This is a genomic window from Variovorax ureilyticus (assembly GCF_037889935.1).
GTDB lineage: Bacteria > Pseudomonadota > Gammaproteobacteria > Burkholderiales > Burkholderiaceae_C > Variovorax > Variovorax ureilyticus.
The window spans coordinates 134,352-152,612 of the sequence record NZ_JBBKZU010000001.1 but is presented as its reverse complement, the minus strand read 5'-3'; the positions used below and the strand labels follow the sequence as shown (position 1 = coordinate 152,612).

Annotated in this window: 13 protein-coding genes; 7 read left to right on the top strand and 6 right to left on the bottom strand. The window is 66.2% G+C overall.

Annotation, left to right across the window (positions count from 1 at the left end):
- The first annotated feature begins 47 nt into the window (after positions 1–47).
- The 5 genes from WKW77_RS00755 (at position 48) to WKW77_RS00735 (ending at position 3,757) form a co-directional block, all read left to right on the top strand.
- Positions 48–1,529 (top strand): protein adenylyltransferase SelO, encoded by a 1,482-nt coding sequence (locus WKW77_RS00755; RefSeq protein WP_340354916.1) that lies wholly within the window; start codon positions 48–50, stop codon positions 1,527–1,529.
- Positions 1,526–1,936, top strand: a complete 411-nt coding sequence (gene msrB, locus WKW77_RS00750; RefSeq protein WP_340354915.1) for a peptide-methionine (R)-S-oxide reductase MsrB — start codon at positions 1,526–1,528, stop codon at positions 1,934–1,936. The genes WKW77_RS00755 and msrB overlap by 4 nt, the downstream gene beginning before the upstream one ends.
- 28 nt (positions 1,937–1,964) lie before the next feature.
- Positions 1,965–2,504 carry a septation protein A gene (locus WKW77_RS00745; protein WP_340354914.1) on the top strand — a complete coding sequence of 180 codons (540 nt, stop codon included), beginning with the start codon at positions 1,965–1,967 and terminating at the stop codon, positions 2,502–2,504.
- A gap of 85 nt (positions 2,505–2,589) precedes the next feature.
- Positions 2,590–2,850 carry a BolA family protein gene (locus WKW77_RS00740; RefSeq protein WP_340355575.1) on the top strand — a complete coding sequence of 87 codons (261 nt, stop codon included), beginning with the start codon at positions 2,590–2,592 and terminating at the stop codon, positions 2,848–2,850.
- A 121-nt stretch (positions 2,851–2,971) separates the two neighbouring features.
- Positions 2,972–3,757, top strand: coding sequence for a peptidylprolyl isomerase (locus WKW77_RS00735; RefSeq protein ID WP_340354913.1), 786 nt, complete (start codon positions 2,972–2,974; stop codon positions 3,755–3,757).
- Positions 3,758–3,814: 57 nt separating this feature from the next.
- Here WKW77_RS00735 and WKW77_RS00730 read toward each other — a convergent pair whose 3' ends face one another.
- The 6 genes from WKW77_RS00730 to purL form a co-directional block, all read right to left on the bottom strand.
- Positions 3,815–4,567, bottom strand: a complete 753-nt coding sequence (locus WKW77_RS00730) for a fimbrial biogenesis chaperone (RefSeq protein ID WP_340354912.1) — start codon at positions 4,565–4,567, stop codon at positions 3,815–3,817.
- A gap of 14 nt (positions 4,568–4,581) precedes the next feature.
- Positions 4,582–5,979, bottom strand: a complete 1,398-nt coding sequence (locus tag WKW77_RS00725) for a fimbrial protein (protein ID WP_340354911.1) — start codon at positions 5,977–5,979, stop codon at positions 4,582–4,584.
- A 10-nt stretch (positions 5,980–5,989) separates the two neighbouring features.
- Positions 5,990–8,608 carry a fimbria/pilus outer membrane usher protein gene (locus WKW77_RS00720; RefSeq protein WP_340354910.1) on the bottom strand — a complete coding sequence of 873 codons (2,619 nt, stop codon included), beginning with the start codon at positions 8,606–8,608 and terminating at the stop codon, positions 5,990–5,992.
- Between the two features lie 20 nt (positions 8,609–8,628).
- Complete coding sequence (locus WKW77_RS00715) at positions 8,629–9,372, bottom strand: fimbrial biogenesis chaperone (protein WP_340354909.1); 744 nt, start codon at positions 9,370–9,372, stop codon at positions 8,629–8,631.
- Between the two features lie 148 nt (positions 9,373–9,520).
- Positions 9,521–10,129, bottom strand: a complete 609-nt coding sequence (locus WKW77_RS00710; protein WP_340354908.1) for a fimbrial protein — start codon at positions 10,127–10,129, stop codon at positions 9,521–9,523.
- Positions 10,130–10,430: 301 nt separating this feature from the next.
- The gene (gene purL, locus WKW77_RS00705; protein WP_422823096.1) at positions 10,431–14,540 is read right to left on the bottom strand and encodes a phosphoribosylformylglycinamidine synthase; all 4,110 of its coding nucleotides are present in this window, start codon (positions 14,538–14,540) and stop codon (positions 10,431–10,433) included.
- A 130-nt stretch (positions 14,541–14,670) separates the two neighbouring features.
- On the opposite strand from purL, the gene map reads away from it, so the two are divergent.
- Together map and WKW77_RS00695 are read left to right on the top strand one after the other, a co-directional pair.
- Positions 14,671–15,495 (top strand): type I methionyl aminopeptidase, encoded by an 825-nt coding sequence (gene map / locus WKW77_RS00700; protein WP_340354906.1) that lies wholly within the window; start codon positions 14,671–14,673, stop codon positions 15,493–15,495.
- A gap of 26 nt (positions 15,496–15,521) precedes the next feature.
- Complete coding sequence (locus tag WKW77_RS00695) at positions 15,522–18,107, top strand: [protein-PII] uridylyltransferase (RefSeq protein WP_340354905.1); 2,586 nt, start codon at positions 15,522–15,524, stop codon at positions 18,105–18,107.
- Positions 18,108–18,261: the final 154 nt, after the last annotated feature.

The following is an 18,261-nucleotide window of genomic DNA, read 5'->3' as shown; positions in this document are numbered from 1 at the left end:
AACCCGCAGTCGAAGCCGGCACACGTCGTGTGCGGGACAATCCGCCCATGAGCACGCTTGCAGAAGAAACCGAAGTCGTGGATCTCGGCTTGCGCTGGGTTCCTGGCTTCTCGTCGCTGGGCCCCGCGTTCTTCACCGAACTCCGGCCGACGCCGCTGCCCGAGCCCTACTGGGTGGGCCGGAACCTCTCCATGGCGATGGAACTCGGGCTGGATGCCGACCGGTTCGAATCTGACGACGCCCTGGCGGCTTTCACGGGCAATGCGCGCGTGGCCGGCACGCGGACGCTCGCCACGGTCTATAGCGGGCACCAATTCGGTGTGTGGGCCGGCCAGCTCGGCGACGGCCGCGCGATTCTCCTTGGGGAAACCGAGGGCGGGCTCGAGGTCCAGCTCAAGGGCAGCGGGCTCACGCCCTACTCCCGCATGGGCGATGGCCGCGCGGTCCTGCGCTCCAGCATTCGCGAATTCCTCTGCAGCGAGGCAATGAATGCGCTCGGCATTCCGACGACGCGCGCCCTGTGCGTGACCGGCTCCGATGCCCCCGTGCGCCGCGAGGAAATCGAAACCTCCGCCGTCGTGACCCGGGTTGCGCCGACCTTCATCCGCTTCGGCCATTTCGAGCACTTCGCCGCCCGCGAGCGCGACGAGGAACTGCGCGCCCTGGCCGACTACGTGATCGACCGCTACTACCCGGCCTGTCGCACCACCGACCGCTTCAACGGCAACGCCTACGCCGCGCTGCTCGAAGCGGTGAGCGAACGTACCGCGGCGCTGCTTGCGCAATGGCAGGCTGTCGGCTTCTGCCATGGGGTGATGAACACCGACAACATGAGCATCCTCGGGCTCACCATCGACTATGGGCCGTTCCAGTTCCTCGACGGCTTCGATCCGCGACACATCTGCAACCACAGCGACACGTCCGGACGTTATGCCTACAACCAGCAGCCCAACGTGGCGTACTGGAATCTCTTCTGTCTCGCACAAGCGCTGCTGCCGCTCGTCGGCGACCAGGAGATCGCGGTCGCCGCGCTCGAGTCGTACAAGACCATCTTCCCGGACGAATATGAAGCGCGCATGCGCGCGAAGCTCGGGCTGCCGGACCGGTCCGACGCCGATCGCCCGCTGATCGAGCAGTTGCTGAAACTGCTGGCGCAGGAAAAGGTCGACTACCCGATCTTCTGGCGCCGGCTCTCCCGGGTCGTGGCCGGCGACAATCCGGACACGGTCCGCGACCTGTTCATCGACCGCGACGGCTTCGACGCGTGGTTCCGGTCGTTCACCGAGCGCCACGCCGACATTTCCCCGGCGAAGGCGGCCGACCTGATGCTCGCCAGCAATCCCAAGTTCGTGCTGCGGAACCATCTGGGCCAGCAGGCCATCGAAGCCTCCCAGCGCAAGGACCATTCGGGCGTCGCCACCTTGCTGGCGCTGCTCGAATCCCCATTTGAAGAACACGCCGGCCACGAGGACTTCGCCGGCTTCCCGCCCGACTGGGCTTCAACGATCGAAATCAGCTGTTCATCATGACCGCACCCATCCAGAAGACCGACGCCGAATGGAAAGCCATCCTTGCCGACAAAGGTGCCGAGCGCGGCGCCTTCGAGGTCACGCGCCATGCGGCCACCGAGCGCCCTTTCACCGGCAAATACGAAGCGCACTGGGAAGACGGCACCTACCACTGCATCTGCTGCGGGGCCAAGCTGTTCGAATCGGCGACCAAGTTCGACGCAGGCTGCGGCTGGCCCAGCTTCTCGCAGGAGGCGGTGCCCGGCGCAATCCGCAACATCGTCGACCGCTCGCATGGCATGGTTCGCACCGAAAATGTGTGCGCCAATTGCGGCGCGCACCTTGGCCACGTGTTTCCCGACGGGCCGACCGAGACGGGCCTGCGCTACTGCATGAATTCGGCCGCGCTGGACTTCCAGAAGCGCTGAGCCGCCGCGAAAGACCGAACGCCCCATCATGAAACTGATCCTCGACTTCTTCCCCATCCTGCTCTTCTTCGGGGCGTTCAAGCTTTACGACATCTACACCGCCACCGGCGTGCTGATGGCCGGCACCGTCATCCAGATGAGCATCATCTGGCTGCGCGAGCGCAAGCTGCTGCCGATGCAGAAGGCCACGCTGGTGCTGATCCTGCTCTTCGGCTCGCTGACGCTGGCGCTGCACGACGACCGCTTCATCAAGTGGAAGCCGACGGTGCTGTACGGCGCGATGGCCCTGGCGCTCGCGGTGGCGCTATGGGGCTTCAAGAAGAACTTCCTGAAGATGCTGCTGGGCACCCAGCTCGACCTGCCGACGCACATCTGGGGCCGGCTCAACGTGGCGTGGGTCGCGTACTGCTTGTTCATGGCCGTGCTCAATGGCTATGTGGCGGCGTATTTCAGCACTGAGGCGTGGGTCAATTTCAAGTTGTGGGGGTACGTCTTCCCGATCGTGTTCCTGGTCGCGCAAGGCCTGTACATCTCGCCGTACCTCAAGTCCGACGAGCCCGCCGCATGAGCGCAGCGCCGGGCCGCCCAAAGCAAGCTCGCACCCCCTCGGGGGGCAGCGAGGACACGAAGTGCCGAGCATGGGGGCGCACATGATGCCGCCGACCTCACGCGATCTCGAGGCGCGGCTGCGCGACGCGCTCCAGCCGACCATGCTCGAAGTCATCGACGAGAGCGCCGCGCACGCCGGCCATTCGGGCGCCAACGCAGAGGGGTACGGCACGCATTTCCGGGTGCGAATCGCCTCGCCGCGCTTCGCCGGCAAGTCCCGCGTGGCGCGCCATCGGCTTGTGTATGATGCGCTGCAGCTTTTCATCGCACAGGGTCTTCACGCGATTGCCATCGAGACGTTCTAAGCCGCTCTGATCGCACCCCGGCCGTACTCCTTGCGGCGAAAAACTCCCCTCCCTTTTTCATCCAGCGCTTTACTCAACCGCGCCCAAGGCGCGTCTACCTCCCAGGACAGAGGCTCCCAACATGAAGAAACATATCCTGCACGCCGTCGCAGCCGCCGTACTCGTTGGCGCGGTCCCCGTGGCCGCCTTGGCGCAGAACGCGGCCATCGTCAACGGCAAGCCGGTTCCGAAGGCGCGCATGGAAGTGCTGGCTCAACAGCTGGCCGCCGCCGGCCGGCCCGTCACGCCCGAGATGCAAGACCAGCTCCGCGAGGAAGTCATCGCCCGCGAGGTCTTCATGCAGGAAGCGCAGAAGCAGGGCCTGGATGCCACCGACGACTACAAGAACCAGCTCGAACTCGCGCGCCAGGCAATCCTGATCCGCCAGCTGTTCGAGAACTATCGCAAGACCAACACCGTGTCGGACGCCGACGCCAAGGCCGAGTACGACAAGTTCGTCGCCGCCAACAGCGGCAAGGAATACAAGGCCCGCCACATCCTGGTCGAGACCGAAGACCAGGCCAACAAGATCCTTGCCGACCTCAAGAAGGGCGCCAAGTTCGAGGACATCGCCAAGAAGCAGAGCAAGGACCCGGGATCGGGCGCCAACGGCGGCGACCTCGACTGGGCATCGCCCGCGAGCTTCGTGCCCGAGTTCTCCGAAGCGATGGTCAAGCTCGGCAAGGGCGAGATGACCCAGAAGCCGGTCAAGTCGCAGTTCGGCTATCACATCATCCGTGTGGACGACATCCGCCAGGCGCAACTGCCGAAGTTCGAGGAAGTGAAGCCGCAGATCGTCCAGCAGCTGCAGCAACAGCGCCTGCAGAAGTACCAGGAAGACCTGCGCGCGAAGGCGAAGGTCGAGTAAGCGGCCCGGCCTCCCTTCCAGGCGAAGCGGTCCCTCGGGACCGCTTTTCTTTTGGGCTCATCGCGGGACGATGCGACAGGCGCGGGCCCTGACGTCGGTATTTCCATCGTCGTCGATGAGCGTGAAGGCGGCCGTAGCCTCCGTTCTGGCTGCGTCCTCCGGTTTGATGTCCACGTCCGCATCGCCGTGTGGCGCGACCGTGAGGGCCTCGGCCACTTCCTCGGCGGCGTGCGTGAACTGCAGCTTGGCCAGGTTCGCGAAGTACGGCGTGGGATTCTTCACCGTCAGGTGCGGGCGTCCGGGTTCGTCGTCGAGCAGGAATTCGAGCTTGGCCGCCACCTCGCTCGATGATGCCGACAAGCCCTGCGGGCGCACGAAGACCTTCATCTGCGTGCGGATCGCCACCGTGAGCGTGGCCGTATCGAGCGAACGGTCGAGTTCGGTGGGCGGAATTTCGTAGAGGTTCAGCCAGAACAGCGACTCGCGATCCTTGGGCAGCGGTGCGCCCGAATACAGCAGGCGCAGGCTGATCTGGCCGTGAGGGTCCATGCGGAAGATCGGCGGCAAGGGAAGGATCGGCGCGCGCGAGTTCTCGGGCAGCGAATCGAGTTCGCCGTCATCCACCCACGCCTCCACCACGACCGGGTAGTCATTCAGATTGATCAGTTGCAGGGAACGCTCGCCCGCGCCGGCCATGAAGACGACCCGGGTCGACTCGGCCACGACGCCGGCGAAGGCGTTTCGCCCCGCGAACAACCCGATTGCCAGCAAGAAGAGGATGCGAGCGAACGGCATTCGAAGGATCGCCATGAGGTCGACTCCTGTTACTGGACGCGGATGACGACCTGCGCCCGCGCGTTGATCTTGCCCGGCGTCACGGTGCGGCCCGGGATCCTCTTGAGCGTCGCCTGCAGGCGCTTGGTGTAGCTCGTCACGCCCGCGGCGACGCCAGTGGAGGACGCGTCGCTCAGCACGGCGTACCAGCCGGCGTTGTTGCCGCTGCCGGTCACCATCTCGTTGCCGAGGAAGTTGAGCGGCGTGCCATTGGCGAGAGCGAGCGAGATCCCCACGCCGGTCGCGACGCCGGAATCCGTCCCGTATCCATCGGGCAGCAGATAGGTCGCCCCACCGCCGGCTGTGGTCAAGCCCTGAGCAGCCGCGCTCTGGTAGTTGGCCGCCGGGACGAGCACGCCCATCGCGGTCTGCCCGGCGTTGACCCCGCTCGCGAGCGCAGTCAGCCCGGTGTTGGCCGGCGCACCGGTCTGGCATTCGAAGGTGATGTCGATCGGCATCTGCCGCGTGGCGCCGGCCTCGAGCTCCGCAACGGTCATCAGCGGGAAGCGGACATTCGGTGTCACGTTCGTCACCGCACAGGTGGCCGAGCGGCGCACGGTGAGGCGGTTGTACAGATTGATCGTGCCGGGCCAGGCGTTGTACCAGCCGTCGAAGTATGAATTCGAGTCGCGCCCGTCCACCAGATTGTTCGACCAGCCCGGCCCCTTGAACGCGATGTAGGCCGCCGGCTGGGAATAGCTGTAAATGCCAGAACCGGTAGAGCCCTCCGTGTTGCTGACACGGAACAGTTCCACCCGCACGTCGCTGAAGTTCTTGGCCTTGACCAGGATCTTGCCCTGGCTGTCGCGGTCCAGGCCGGTCAGCGGCCGGGATTGCCAGTAGCGGCTGAAGTAGTTGCCGGTCTGCGTGTGCGTGACGCGGATCACCATGCCCCGAAAGTAGGTCCGGTAAGCGCCTGGCAAGCCGAAGCTCGCGCCGTCCTCGTAGCGGCCGCCGTAGTCGTTGTCGCCGTTGGTCGCATAGAACTCGAAGAGGCTTCCTGCGTCCGCCGCATCACAGCGGAACAGCACCTGCTCGGCGGTGTAGGCCTCGTTGCCCAGCATGAGGATGCTGGCGCTGCCGCTGGCCAGCAAGGTGCCGTCGGGCTGGAAGGTGCTGCTGTTGAGATTCACCGACGAGACCGCGAGGCCGCTGGCGCCGGCGGTGTCGAGCGACCCCGTCCAGGTGTTGTGCGTGCCGTGTGCCGGGTCGACGTAGTACACGTCGTTGCTCGGATAGGTCATCCCGGGCGCATAGCTGATCCGGTAGCAGGTGGCCCACGCGGGAACGCACAGGCTCAGCATCGCAGCCAGCGCTCCCCAGGTGAGCCACCTGCACGCGCGGAGCATGGAAGTGGAGGCACGGATGGGGATGGATGTCGGCGCCATGTTCATCCTCTCAACGCCCGGCCGTCCGGCACGCGGCTTCGAAGCGATGCAGCAGTTCATCGGCCTTCGGGTCGATGTTGAACGGGAAGTCGCAGCGCTCCGACGGCGCGTCGCCCCATTTGACCGTCAGCACGCCTTCGGTTTGGCCGACCCGCGCATAGACCTGGCCGCCCTGCCCCACCATGCCGACGTTCACGCCATCGCTCGCGAGGACCGGCGCACCCAGCGGCAATGGCTTTCCGCTTTCGGTGCCGACACGCGCCAGCAGCGCATAGCCGATGCGGGTGGCGAACTTGAGGTGGACCGCCGCGCCGGCCGATGGTGCGGTCCGCTGCAGGCTGCCGTCGAGTTCGGCGTTGCGGTTGATGCCTTGCGAGTCGAGCCCGACATCGTTGTAGCGGTACGGGGCGAGCGAAGGAATGATCGCGAAGCCGGCACCGTCCACGCGCGCGCCCAGCCCGTTGCGCACCGCGGCACCGCTGGCGCCTGGCGCCTCGACCACTCCGAAGGTTTCGCTCAGGTAGGGCCCGGGCGTCAGGCCTCCGGCATGTGCGACCAGCGCACCGCGCGCGCTGGCGCCCGCCTGCCAGAAGCCGGTGCCGCGCGAATAGCTCGCGCCGACGCTGGCAATGGACAGCCGCTTCTGCAGGTTGCCGCTGACGCTCGTCGCCGACGACGACGTTCCGCCGGACTCGGCACTGTCGTAGGCGTCATGCGTCGCGCTGATGCCGTAGCTGAGCGTCTGCGCCTCGTCCGCGACACCGGAGACCGAGGTCTGGTAGCTCGTGCCGCCACCGCTTCTGCGGACCACCGATCCCGACGCCGACGCGGTGCGCGGCCCCGAGCCCAGCGGAATCGAGACGGTGAACATCACCACGTTGACGAGTCGCGAATCGATCGCCAGCACGGCAGGCGCTGTGAAGTTGGGGAATGCCGCAGCCGCCGTGTTCGTGCCGAAGAGCGCCCCGGTACGTTGGCGGGAGATGTTGACGCCGTAGCTGATCGACCGAAACACGTTGCTGTAGCTGAGCTGGAATTGCGTGTCGCGGTCCTTCAGCCGGCCGTGGTAGTCGCTCAGCGATGCGGTGAGGAACAGTTGCCCGTAGCTGCCCAGGCTCTGGTTCGCATTGGCGACGAGTTGGTTGCGCAGCAGGTACGTGGTCGACTGAAGAATGGTCAGGTTCGGCTGCGCGGCCAGCGAAGCCAGCGCATCGGACATCTCCCGATAGCCCTGCGAGTAGTGGTAACCCGTCAGTGCGAGGCTCGTGCCCATCGGCTGGAACGACTGGCTGTACGACACGCCGACGCGCCAGCCGGTCAGGTTGCCGTCGCCCGAGGGGTTCTTCGAAACCGCATAGGTCGCGTCGCTTCCCAACGCACCGAACGAGGTTCCCCAGACCACCCCGCCGAGCAGGGCCTGGTAGTCGCTCGCGCCGCGTACGCCGAGGTTTGCAGTCAGTTCGTTCGAGAGGCCATGCTGGTACACGCCTTCGCCGAAGACGGCGCGGCTGTCCTCGATGTTGCGCACGCGGCCCACGGTGGCTGCGTACCGCGACGTGCCGGGCCGCATCGAGCCCGGAACCGCCGCGAACGGCACCGTGAAAGTCGACACCCGGCCGTCCGCCTCGGTGACCGTCACCTGCAGGTCGCCCTGGAAGCTGGTGGGGTACAGGTCCTCGATCGAGAACGGACCGGGGGCCACCGTCGTCTGGTAGATCTCGTTGCCCGCTTGCCGCACTGTCACGCGCGCATTCGTCAATGCAACACCGCGCACCACCGGCGCGAACCCCCGCTGGGAGTCGGGCAGCATGCGCTCGTCCGTGGCGACCTGGACGCCCTCGAAGCCGACCGTGCCGAACAGGCGTCCGGTCGTGAAGCTCTGGCCGATGGTCAGTTCGCTGCCCCAGTCCGGCAAGGCCCGCTGGGCGTAGGCGCGGATGGAGTTCCAGTGGCCTTCGCTGGTGTCGCGGCCGGCGAAATAGCTGTAGCTGGACTGCTGCCGGAAGCGCCACATGCCAAGGTTCGCGCCGAAGTTCATCCCGAGGAACATCGATTCGTTGGAAGTGCCCTGGCTGCTCGCGCGGAAGTAGTTGGCGTCGTAGTTGAGAAAACCCGCGGTGACGCCCGGATCGATGTCCGCCCGATCGACCGCCCCGCGGATCGTTCGCTTCATCAGTGCCTGCGGGATCGACAGGTCCAGCCGCAGCCGGGGCACATCGAAACTCGTGCGCGCGCCGGGAATGCGCTGGCCGAGGGGCCGGCAGGCCTGCGTGGCGTCGTCCGCCGCCCCCTCCGCGGGCGCCGTGAAACTGGAGGGCAGCACGCCGGCAGCCACGAGAAACGACGTCTCCAGGCACGGCGCCACCTCGTTGCCGACCGCGCGGAATTCCACGTTCTTGCGCGAGCGGAACATGCCGTTGACGAAGACGTCGACCTGGTACACGCCAGGGTCGACCGCCTGGACCCGATTGAAGCGCTCGATGTCGCCGGCCCCGAGCGAAGAACCCAGCAGGAAACGGCTGTCGAACTGGTAGGCCGCCGGCGCTTCGGGCTCCGCGGCCTGGCCCGAAGACGAAAACAGCGCTGCGCCGATGGCGGACCCCCAAAAAAACGCCGGCCGTGCTCGCATCAGGAAGTCGGATTCGCGCCCTAGCGGCCGACGAGGAGAGGCACCTCGGCGTTGTTTTCGCCGCCATAGTCGTTGACGAAGACGAACTTGACGCTCCACCCGCCGGCCGCGAGATCTTCATCGCTCTTGATGCGCCATTCGAACGTGGACTTGGGCGCCACCATGTCCGGCTGAAGGGCGACGCCGCCCCGCCCGGACTTGACGATCTGCGCATTCGTCAGGGATACATGGAATGCCGAGTCGTTCGTTGCCACGACCTTCCATTCGCTGCCCTCGCGAGTAAGGCCGAACCTGAGCTTTTCCGCCGCGCGTTCGGGCTCGCCCGCCAAGCCGCTCGGCCGGTAGAACAGCTTCACCCGATTGCGCAGCAGCAACAGCATCTTGTTGCGATCGGCCTCCGCCTGGCTCAGTGCCGGAATCTGCACCGCATTGATGAAGAAGACGGATTCGCGATCCTGCGGCAGGTCCTTGCCGGTGAAGATGAGGCGTGCGGTTTGCCCGGCCTTGGACTCCATACGGAAAACGGGCGGCGTCACCACGAAGGGCGCCTTCGCGGTCTCCGGCGTGGAGTTGGGATCGCCGCTGTCGACCCAGACCTGGACGACGTTAGGAACATCGTCCTGGTTGGTGAACTGGATGCTGCGTTCCGCAGCGCCGCCCGGATAGATGACTCGCGTGCCGGTCATCACCACGCTGGCCAAGGAGGAAAAGGCCGCGAACCCGGCCACGAAGAGTGACAGCAGCAAGCGAACCTTGCGTCTCATACGGATACCCCCTCCAGAGCGCAATGCCGATCGCCCTCCGGCGATCGGCAATTTTTCGCAGCCTACTGCGAATCCGCGTGAATCGATCTTTTCCCGTTGACCTTGACAAGCTTCCCCGGCCCTGTCCGACACGCCGGGGAACTGCAGCTTACGGGTAGGTCACCGCGTATTGAACCGCGCTGATCACGCTGCCCGGCGTGGCCGCGCCTTCCGCGTAATAGCGCACCGCGAATTGATGCGAAGCCGTGGTTTCGTTCGCCGCCACGACCAGGCCCGGGGCCGAATGACCGCCGGTCAGATTGAACGGCGTGCCGCCCTGCGGATCGAGCAATTGCAGGCTCACGTTCGAGGCGGTGCCGGTATTCGCGAGATTGCCGCTGCCGGTCACGGTATTCGGCATGAACGTCGTATTGATAGCCTGCGCCGATCCGCTGGTCGCGCAACCGCTGACGGAAACGGTGAATTCGGTCTCACCGGCCGACTTGCCCAGGACATTGAGTTCGGACTGGCTGACCGTCGGCAACAGGACGACCGGATTGGTCGCATTGCCGTTCACGGCCACCGAGCAGGTCTGCGCGGCGACTTCGCCCTGGAAGGTGATGGTGTTCGCACTTTGAGCAAAGGCGAAGAAGGGGGTGGAGACGAGGGCTGCGAAGAGAATCGACTTGTTCATGGAAATACCTTTAATTGAAATGTTGAAAAATTTGATGGCTCGATTTTGACATTTCGCACCACCCATCAAAAGGAAAGAATCCACAAATTAATTATTCTTGTCTTTGCGATGTCTTCCTGCCTCGGTCTTCGAAGATCAATATTTATTGATCAACTCAACCATGACTCAACTGTAATTAAATGGTCGATCCGGATGAATAAGAACTTTCTCAAAAATCAAGAACTTTCTCTATAGGCGATGGGAAAAGCACCAGAGAAAGCGAGCGCGGCCGCGCGCCCCTCGAGGGCGGCGGCCGTGTGGCCCGGGCGGAAATGCATGCCCCTGCAGCCGCCCCGAAGGGCGACAGCAGGGGCCGATCAAACGCTGAAAGAGAGGATGGGCGGCGTCAGCCGACCCACTTGCGCGCGTTGCGCCAGATACGCATCCATGGGCTGAGCTCGCTCCGGTTGGCCGAAGTCCAGCTCATCTGGATGTTGCGGAAGACGCGCTCCGGATGCGGCATCAGCGCGGTGAAGCGGCCATCGGGCGTCGTCACCGAAGTCAGTCCACCGGCGCTGCCGTTGGGATTGAATGGGTAGCGCTCGGTCGGCTGGCCATGGTTGTCCACGTAGCGCATGGCCGCGATGGCCTTGGCCGCATCGCCGCGGTGACGGAAGTTGGCATAGCCCTCGCCGTGCGCGACCGCGATCGGCAGGCGGCTGCCGGCCATGCCGGCGAAGAAGAGGCTCGGCGAATCCAGCACCTCGACCATCGACAGGCGGGCCTCGAAGCGTTCGCTCTGGTTGGTGGTGAAACGCGGCCACGCCTCGGCGCCCGGGATGATGTCGGCCAGCTCGGCGAACATCTGGCAGCCGTTGCACACGCCCAGGCCGAAGGTATCGCTGCGGCCGAAGAAGCCCTTGAACTGCTCGGCCAGACGCGGGTTGAAGGTGATGCTGCGCGCCCAGCCGATGCCGGCGCCCAGCGTGTCCCCGTAGCTGAAGCCGCCGCAGGCCACCACCCCCTTGAAGTCCGCCAGATCCGCCCTGCCCGTCTGCAGGTCGGTCATGTGGACATCAAAGGCCTCGAAGCCGGCTTCGGTGAAGGCGTAGGCCATCTCGACGTGCGAGTTGACGCCCTGCTCGCGCAGGATCGCGACCTTGGGACGCGCGAGGTTCAGGAACGGCGCGGCGACGTTTTCGAGAACGCCAGCGGCCAGATGCACGTGCATGCCAGGGTCCTGCGGATCGCCGGCGGCCGCGTGCTCGGCGTCGGCGCAGTCCGGGTTGTCGCGGTCGCGGCAGATCTGCCAGCTCACCGAATCCCAGACCTGGTGCAGGTCGCTGAGACTTGCGCTGAAGACCGACTTGGCGTCGCGCCACACCTCGACCTTGCCCTTGCCCGCGTCCATCGACGAACTCTCGGGACGGGTCTTGCCGACGAAATGGCTGTGGGTGCTCAGACCATGAGCGCGCAGAGTCTGCATGACGTCATTGCGGTCCGCGGTGCGCACCTGCAGCAGCATGCCCAGTTCTTCGTTGAAGAGCGCCTTGAGCGTGAGTTCCTCGCGCCGCGCGCTGACCTGCCCGGCCCAGTTCTTGGCATCGCCGTACTCGGCGCGGCTGTCGCTGATGCCGTCGCCTTCGGTGACCAGCATGTCGACATTGAGCGCGACCCCGACGTGGCCCGCAAAGGCCATTTCGCAGGCCGCCGCGAAGAGGCCGCCGTCGCTGCGGTCGTGCATCGCGAGGATCTTGCCTTGGGCGCGCAGTGCATTGACCGCGCTCACCAGCTTCACGAGATCCTGCGGATCGTCGAGGTCAGGCACTGCATCGCCGCTCTGCTCCAGCGTCTGCGCGAGGATGCTGCCGGCCATGCGCAGCTTGCCGCGTCCAAGGTCGATGAGCACCAGCGTGCTGTCGGGCTCGGTGGCATCGAGCTGGGGCGTGAGCGTGCCTCGCACATCCGCGACCGTCGCAAAGGCGCTCACGATCAGGCTGACCGGCGAGGTGACTTTCTTGTCCGCGGCGCCTTCCTTCCACTGCGTACGCATCGACAGCGAATCCTTGCCGACCGGAATCGAGATGCCGAGCGCCGGGCAGAGTTCGAGGCCCACCGCCTTCACGGTTTCGTAGAGCGCCGCATCCTCGCCGGCCTCGCCGCAGGCAGCCATCCAGTTGGCGGACAGCTTGACGCGCGACAACTCGATCGGCGCGGCCAGCAGGTTCGTGATCGCCTCGGCCACCGCCATGCGGCCGGAAGCCGGTGCGTCGAGCGCGGCGAGCGGCGTGCGCTCGCCCATGCTCATCGCCTCGCCGGCGAATCCCTTGTAGTCGGCCAGCGTGACCGCGCAATCGGCCACCGGCACCTGCCACGGTCCGACCATCTGGTCGCGGTGGCTCATCCCGCCGACCGTGCGGTCGCCGATGGTGACCAGGAAGCGCTTCGATGCCACGGTGGGGTGCGAAAGCACGTCTATCGCGGCCTTTTGCAGATCGACGCCGGTCAGGTCGAGCGGCTTGAAGCGGCGCACGATCGACTTCACGTCGCGCAGCATCTTGGGCGGCTTGCCGAGCAGCACGTCCATCGGCATGTCGACCGGCTGGTCTTCAGCGCCCTCGTCGGCCAGCAGCAGCTGGCGTTCGTCGGTGGCAACGCCCACGACGGCGAACGGGCAGCGCTCACGCTCGCAGAAACTGCGGAACAGGTCGAGCGATTCGGGAGCGATCGCCAGCACATAGCGCTCCTGGCTCTCGTTGCACCAGATTTCCTTGGGCGCCATGCCGGATTCTTCGAGCGGCACCGCCCGCAGGTCGAAGCGCGCGCCACGGCCGGCGTCGTTGGTGATTTCGGGGAAGGCGTTGCTCAGGCCGCCTGCACCGACGTCGTGGATCGCGAGGATCGGGTTGGCCGCGCCCTGCTGCCAGCAGTGGTTGATGACCTCCTGCGCACGACGCTCGATCTCGGGGTTGCCGCGCTGGACGGAGTCGAAGTCGAGTTCGGCCGCGTTCGCGCCGGTCGCCATCGAGCTGGCGGCGCTGCCGCCCATGCCGATACGCATGCCGGGCCCGCCGAGCTGGATCAGGAGCGTGCCGGCCGGGAACTGGATCTTCTTGGTCTGCGCCGCGTCGATGCTGCCGAGGCCGCCCGCGATCATGATCGGCTTGTGATAGCCGCGCTGCACGGTGTCGACGTCGCTCGCCGCGGTCTGCTCGTACTCGCGGAAGTAGCCGAGCAGGTTCGGCCGGCCGAATTCGTTGTTGAACGCGGCGCCGCCGAGCGGGCCCTCGGTCATGATCTGGAGCGGGCTGGCGATGTGCTCGGGCTTGCCGTAGCTGCCCTCCTTCGGCCAGAGCTTCGAGACGGTGAAGCCGGTCAGGCCCGCCTTGGGACGCGAACCGCGCCCGGTGGCGCCTTCGTCGCGGATCTCGCCGCCCGCGCCGGTCGATGCGCCAGGGAAAGGCGAAATCGCGGTCGGGTGGTTGTGCGTCTCGACCTTCATCAGCACATGGTGAGTCGCGTCGGTCTTGCCGTAGCAGGCCGAACCGGCTGCCGGCACGAAGCGCTCGACCGCATGGCCTTCCATGATCGAGGCGTTATCCGCGTAGGCGACGATGGTGTGCTGCGGGTTCTGCCGCTCGGTGTGCCGGATCATCGAGAACAGGCTCTGCGGCTGCGGCTGGCCGTCGATGATGAAGTCGGCGTTGAAGATCTTGTGGCGGCAATGCTCGCTGTTGGCCTGCGCGAACATCATCAGCTCGACGTCGCTCGGGTTGCGGCCCAGCCTGGTGAACGCATCGACGAGGTAGTCGATCTCGTCCTCGGCCAGCGCGAGGCCGAAGGTCTTGTTGGCTTCGACCAGCGCGGCACGTCCGCCGCCCTGCACATCGACATGGGCCATCGGCTGCGGGGGCAGTTCGGCGAAGAGACCGGCGGCGGCGTCGAGGCGCGGCAGCACGGACTCGGTCATCCTGTCATGCAAAAGCGCTGCGACGGCAGCGAACTTGTCGCCGTCGAGCGCGGCCGACTTGCCGAGCGCCTTGTCCAGCAGCGGCGCCTTCAGCGTCAGGTGGTATTCGGTGACCCGCTCGACCCGGTGCAGGGCCAACCCGCAGTTGTGGGCGATGTCGGTGGCCTTGGACGCCCAGGGCGACACGGTGCCCAGGCGCGGCGTGACCACGACGGTCGCGCCGGTCTTCGCCGGGGCGACGAAGGGCTCCCCGTAGCCCAGGAGCGCCGAAAACTGCTCGCGCGCCGCCGCGTCCGGCGCCTTGTCGGTGCTGACCAGGTGCACGAACCGGGCACCGACGCCTTCGATGCGGGGCTCCACGGCCTGAAGCTTCGGCAGGAGTTGCCGTGCCCGGAAGTCGCTGAGTGCGCTGCCGCCCTCGAAGAAAGTCACCACATGGGCGGGATGGGAAGACGGGTTCACGGGCAACGTCACGTTCGGCTTGGCCGGGTGGCCGGATTGAGGATGAAGAAAGCGTAGACGGCGGCAGCCGCTGACTGGGGCCATCCGCGCGAACCCTGAATTTTAGGCCACCGCCGGGCCGCTCCGAAGGTGGCCGCAGCTCCTCGGGGGCCGCGAGGGCGCGAAGTGCCCGGCCCGGGGCAGGATCGAGATGTCAATGGGATAATTCCGGCCCATGAGCATTACCTACAAAGACGCCGAAGGCGTGGCCGGCATGCGCGTGGCGTGCCGCCTCGCGTCCGAAGTGCTGGACCACCTGACCCCTCACATCAAGCCCGGCGTCACCACCAACGAGATCGACAAGCTCGCCCACGACTACATCACGCAGGTCCAGGGCGCGATCCCCGCCCCGCTGAACTACATGGGCGCCAGCAGCGTGCCCTACCCGAAGTCGATCTGCACCTCGGTCAACCACGTGGTCTGCCACGGCATCCCGAACGACAAGCCGCTCAAGAAGGGCGACATCGTCAACCTCGACATCACCGTCATCAAGGACGGCTGGCACGGCGACACCAGCCGCATGTTCATCGTCGGCGACGCTTCGATCGCGGCCAAGCGCCTGTGCGCGATGACGTACGAAGCCATGTGGCACGGCATTGTCAAGGTCAGGCCGGGCATCCATCTCGGGGACATCGGCCACGCGATCCAGCGCTTTGCCGAAGGCAACGGCTTCTCGGTGGTGCGCGAGTTCTGCGGCCACGGCATCGGGCGCGGTTTTCATGAAGAACCGCAGGTGCTGCACTACGGCCGGCCCGGCACGCTCGAAGAACTCAAGCCCGGCATGACCTTCACCATCGAGCCGATGATCAACGCCGGCAAGCGCGACATCAAGGAAGACGCCAAGGGCGGGCAGTACGACGGCTGGACCATCGTCACGCGCGACCATTCGCTCTCCGCGCAGTGGGAGCACACGGTGCTGGTCACCGAGACCGGCTACGAGGTCCTCACGCTGTCGGCCGGAAGCCCGCCACCCCCCGACTTCGTGACCGCCGCGGCTTGAAACCGGGCGTGCTCTTCAGGGGAGCCATGATGGACATCCCATCGCTGCGCGACGCCTATCGCACGCACAAGCTGGCGCTGTTCGACCAGCTGCGCAGCGCCCGCGCCCCGACGCGCAGTGTCCACACGGTGCTGCGCCAGCTTTCGGCGCTGGCGGACGAAACCCTCACCGCGCTCTGGACCGATGCGGACTTCGGCACCGAGTTCGCGCTCGTCGCGGTCGGCGGCTTCGGGCGGGGCGAGCTCTTCCCCTACTCCGACGTCGACGTGCTGCTGCTGCTCCCCGAAGGAGGCGCCCGGATCGACCCTGCACGCATCGAGGCCTTCATCGGCCATTGCTGGGACGCCGGCCTGGAGATCGGCTCCAGCGTGCGAACCGTCTCCGAATGCCTGGCCGAAGCGGCGAAGGACGTGACCGTCCAGACCTCCCTGCTGGAATCGCGCCTCATCGCCGGCGACAAGAAGCTCTATTCCGCCTTCCGCAAGCGCTTCCTCGCGGCCATCGACCCGCAGGCCTTCTTCACGGCCAAGACGCAGGAAATGCGTCATCGCCACCAGAAGTTCGAGAACACGCCCTACGCGCTCGAGCCCAACTGCAAGGAATCGCCCGGCGGACTGCGCGATCTGCAGATCATCCTCTGGGCGACCAAGGCGGCCGGGTTCGGCAACCGCTGGGACGACCTCGCCAAGAACGGCCTGGCCACCACCTTCGAGGTGCAGCAGATCAAGCGCAACGAGGCCTTGCTGAGCCTGATCCGCGCGCGCCTGCACGTGACCGCGAACCGCCGCGAGGACCGGCTGGTGTTCGACCTGCAGACCGCCGTCGCCGCCACCTTCGGCTACGTCGGCGAATCGCAGCGCAAGGCCAGCGAGGCGCTGATGCGGCGCTACTACTGGGCCGCCAAGGCAGTGTCGCAGCTCAACCAGATCCTGCTGCTCAACATCGCCGACCGGCTGCAGCCGCAGGCCGACCAGCCGACGCCGATCAACGAGCGCTTCTTCGAAAAAGGCGGAATGATCGAGGTCGCGAGCGACGACCTCTACCTCAAGGAACCGCACGCGATCCTCGAGACCTTCCTGCTCTACCAGAAGACCATCGGCGTCACCGGCCTGTCGGCCCGCACGCTGCGCGCGCTCTACAACGCGCGCCATGTGATGGACAGCAAGTTCCGCAACGATCCGGAGAACCACAAGACTTTCATGCGGATGCTGCTGCAGCCGCGCGGCATCACGCACGCGCTGCGGCTCATGAACCAGACCTCGGTACTGGGCCGTTATCTGCGCGTGTTCCGAAGCATCGTGGGGCAGATGCAGCACGACCTGTTCCACGTCTACACGGTGGACCAGCACATCCTGATGGTGCTGCGCAATGTACGGCGCTTCTTCATCGCCGAACATGCGCACGAATATCCCGGCTGCTCCCAACTGGCGGCGGGGTGGGACAAGCCCTGGATCCTCTACATCGCGGCGCTCTTCCATGACATCGCCAAGGGGCGCGGCGGCGACCATTCGACGCTCGGCGCGCGCGACGTGCGGCGCTTCTGCCGCCAGCACGAGATCGCGCGAGAGGACGCGAAGCTGATCGAATTCCTCGTGGCCGAGCATCTGGTGATGAGCCAGGTCGCGCAGAAGCAGGACCTGGGCGATCCGGAAGTGATCGGCGCCTTCGCGAAGCGCGTGGGCAACGAGCGCTATCTCACGGCCCTCTACCTGCTCACGGTGGCCGACATCCGCGGCACCTCGCCGCGCGTGTGGAATGCGTGGAAGGGCAAGCTTCTCGAGGACCTCTACCGCTTCACGCTGCGCGCCCTGGGAGGCCGCATGCCCGATCCAGGCGCCGAGATCGAAGCGCGCAAGCGCGAGGCGATCGCGCAGCTCGCCCTGCATGCCGAGCCGCTCGACGCGCACAAGGCGCTGTGGGACACGCTCGACGTGAGCTATTTCATGCGCCACGACCCTTCGGAGATCGCATGGCACGCGCGGCAGCTCTCCTACCATGTGCCGCCCGCGGGCGTGCCGGTCGACCTGCACCGGCCGCCCATCGTGCGCGCGCGGATTTCGCCAGTGGGCGAAGGGCTGCAGGTGGCGGTCTACACGCCCGACCAGCCGGACCTGTTCGTGCGCATCTGCGGCTACTTCGACCAGGCCTCGTTCAGCATCCTCGATGCCAAGGTCTACACGACGAGCAACGGCTTCGCGCTGGACACGTTCCAGGTCATCACGACCTTCATTCCCGAGCACTACCGCGACCTCATCAACATGGTCGAGGCGGGCCTCGCCAAGACCCTGAGCGAAGCCGGACCGCTGCCGACGCCGAGCAAGGGCCGCGTGTCGCGCCGCGTGCGCAGCTTCCCGATCAAGCCGCGCGTCAGCCTGCTGCCGGACGAGAAGGCGCAGCGCTGGCTGCTCAACATCTCCGCCAGCGACCGCGCGGGGCTGCTCTACTCGGTCGCGCGGGTGCTGGCGCGGCACCATCTGAACCTGCAGCTCGCCAAGGTCACGACGCTGGGCGAGCGGGTGGAAGACACCTTCCTGATCAGCGGGCCCGAATTGCAGGGCCAGCGCGCGCAGGCGGCGATCGAAACCGAGCTCCTGGACGCGCTCGCGGCATAGCATGGACTCACCCCCAGCCTCGCCCACTGCGTGTCGCTCGGACATCCCGTCTCCGGGGGCAACCCCGGCGGCCCGGCTAAGCCGGTTCCGCGGGGTTCCTGGCCTCGGGCGTGTCAGTTTCATACGTCGCCGGTCATGCGTCAGCGTGGTGGAA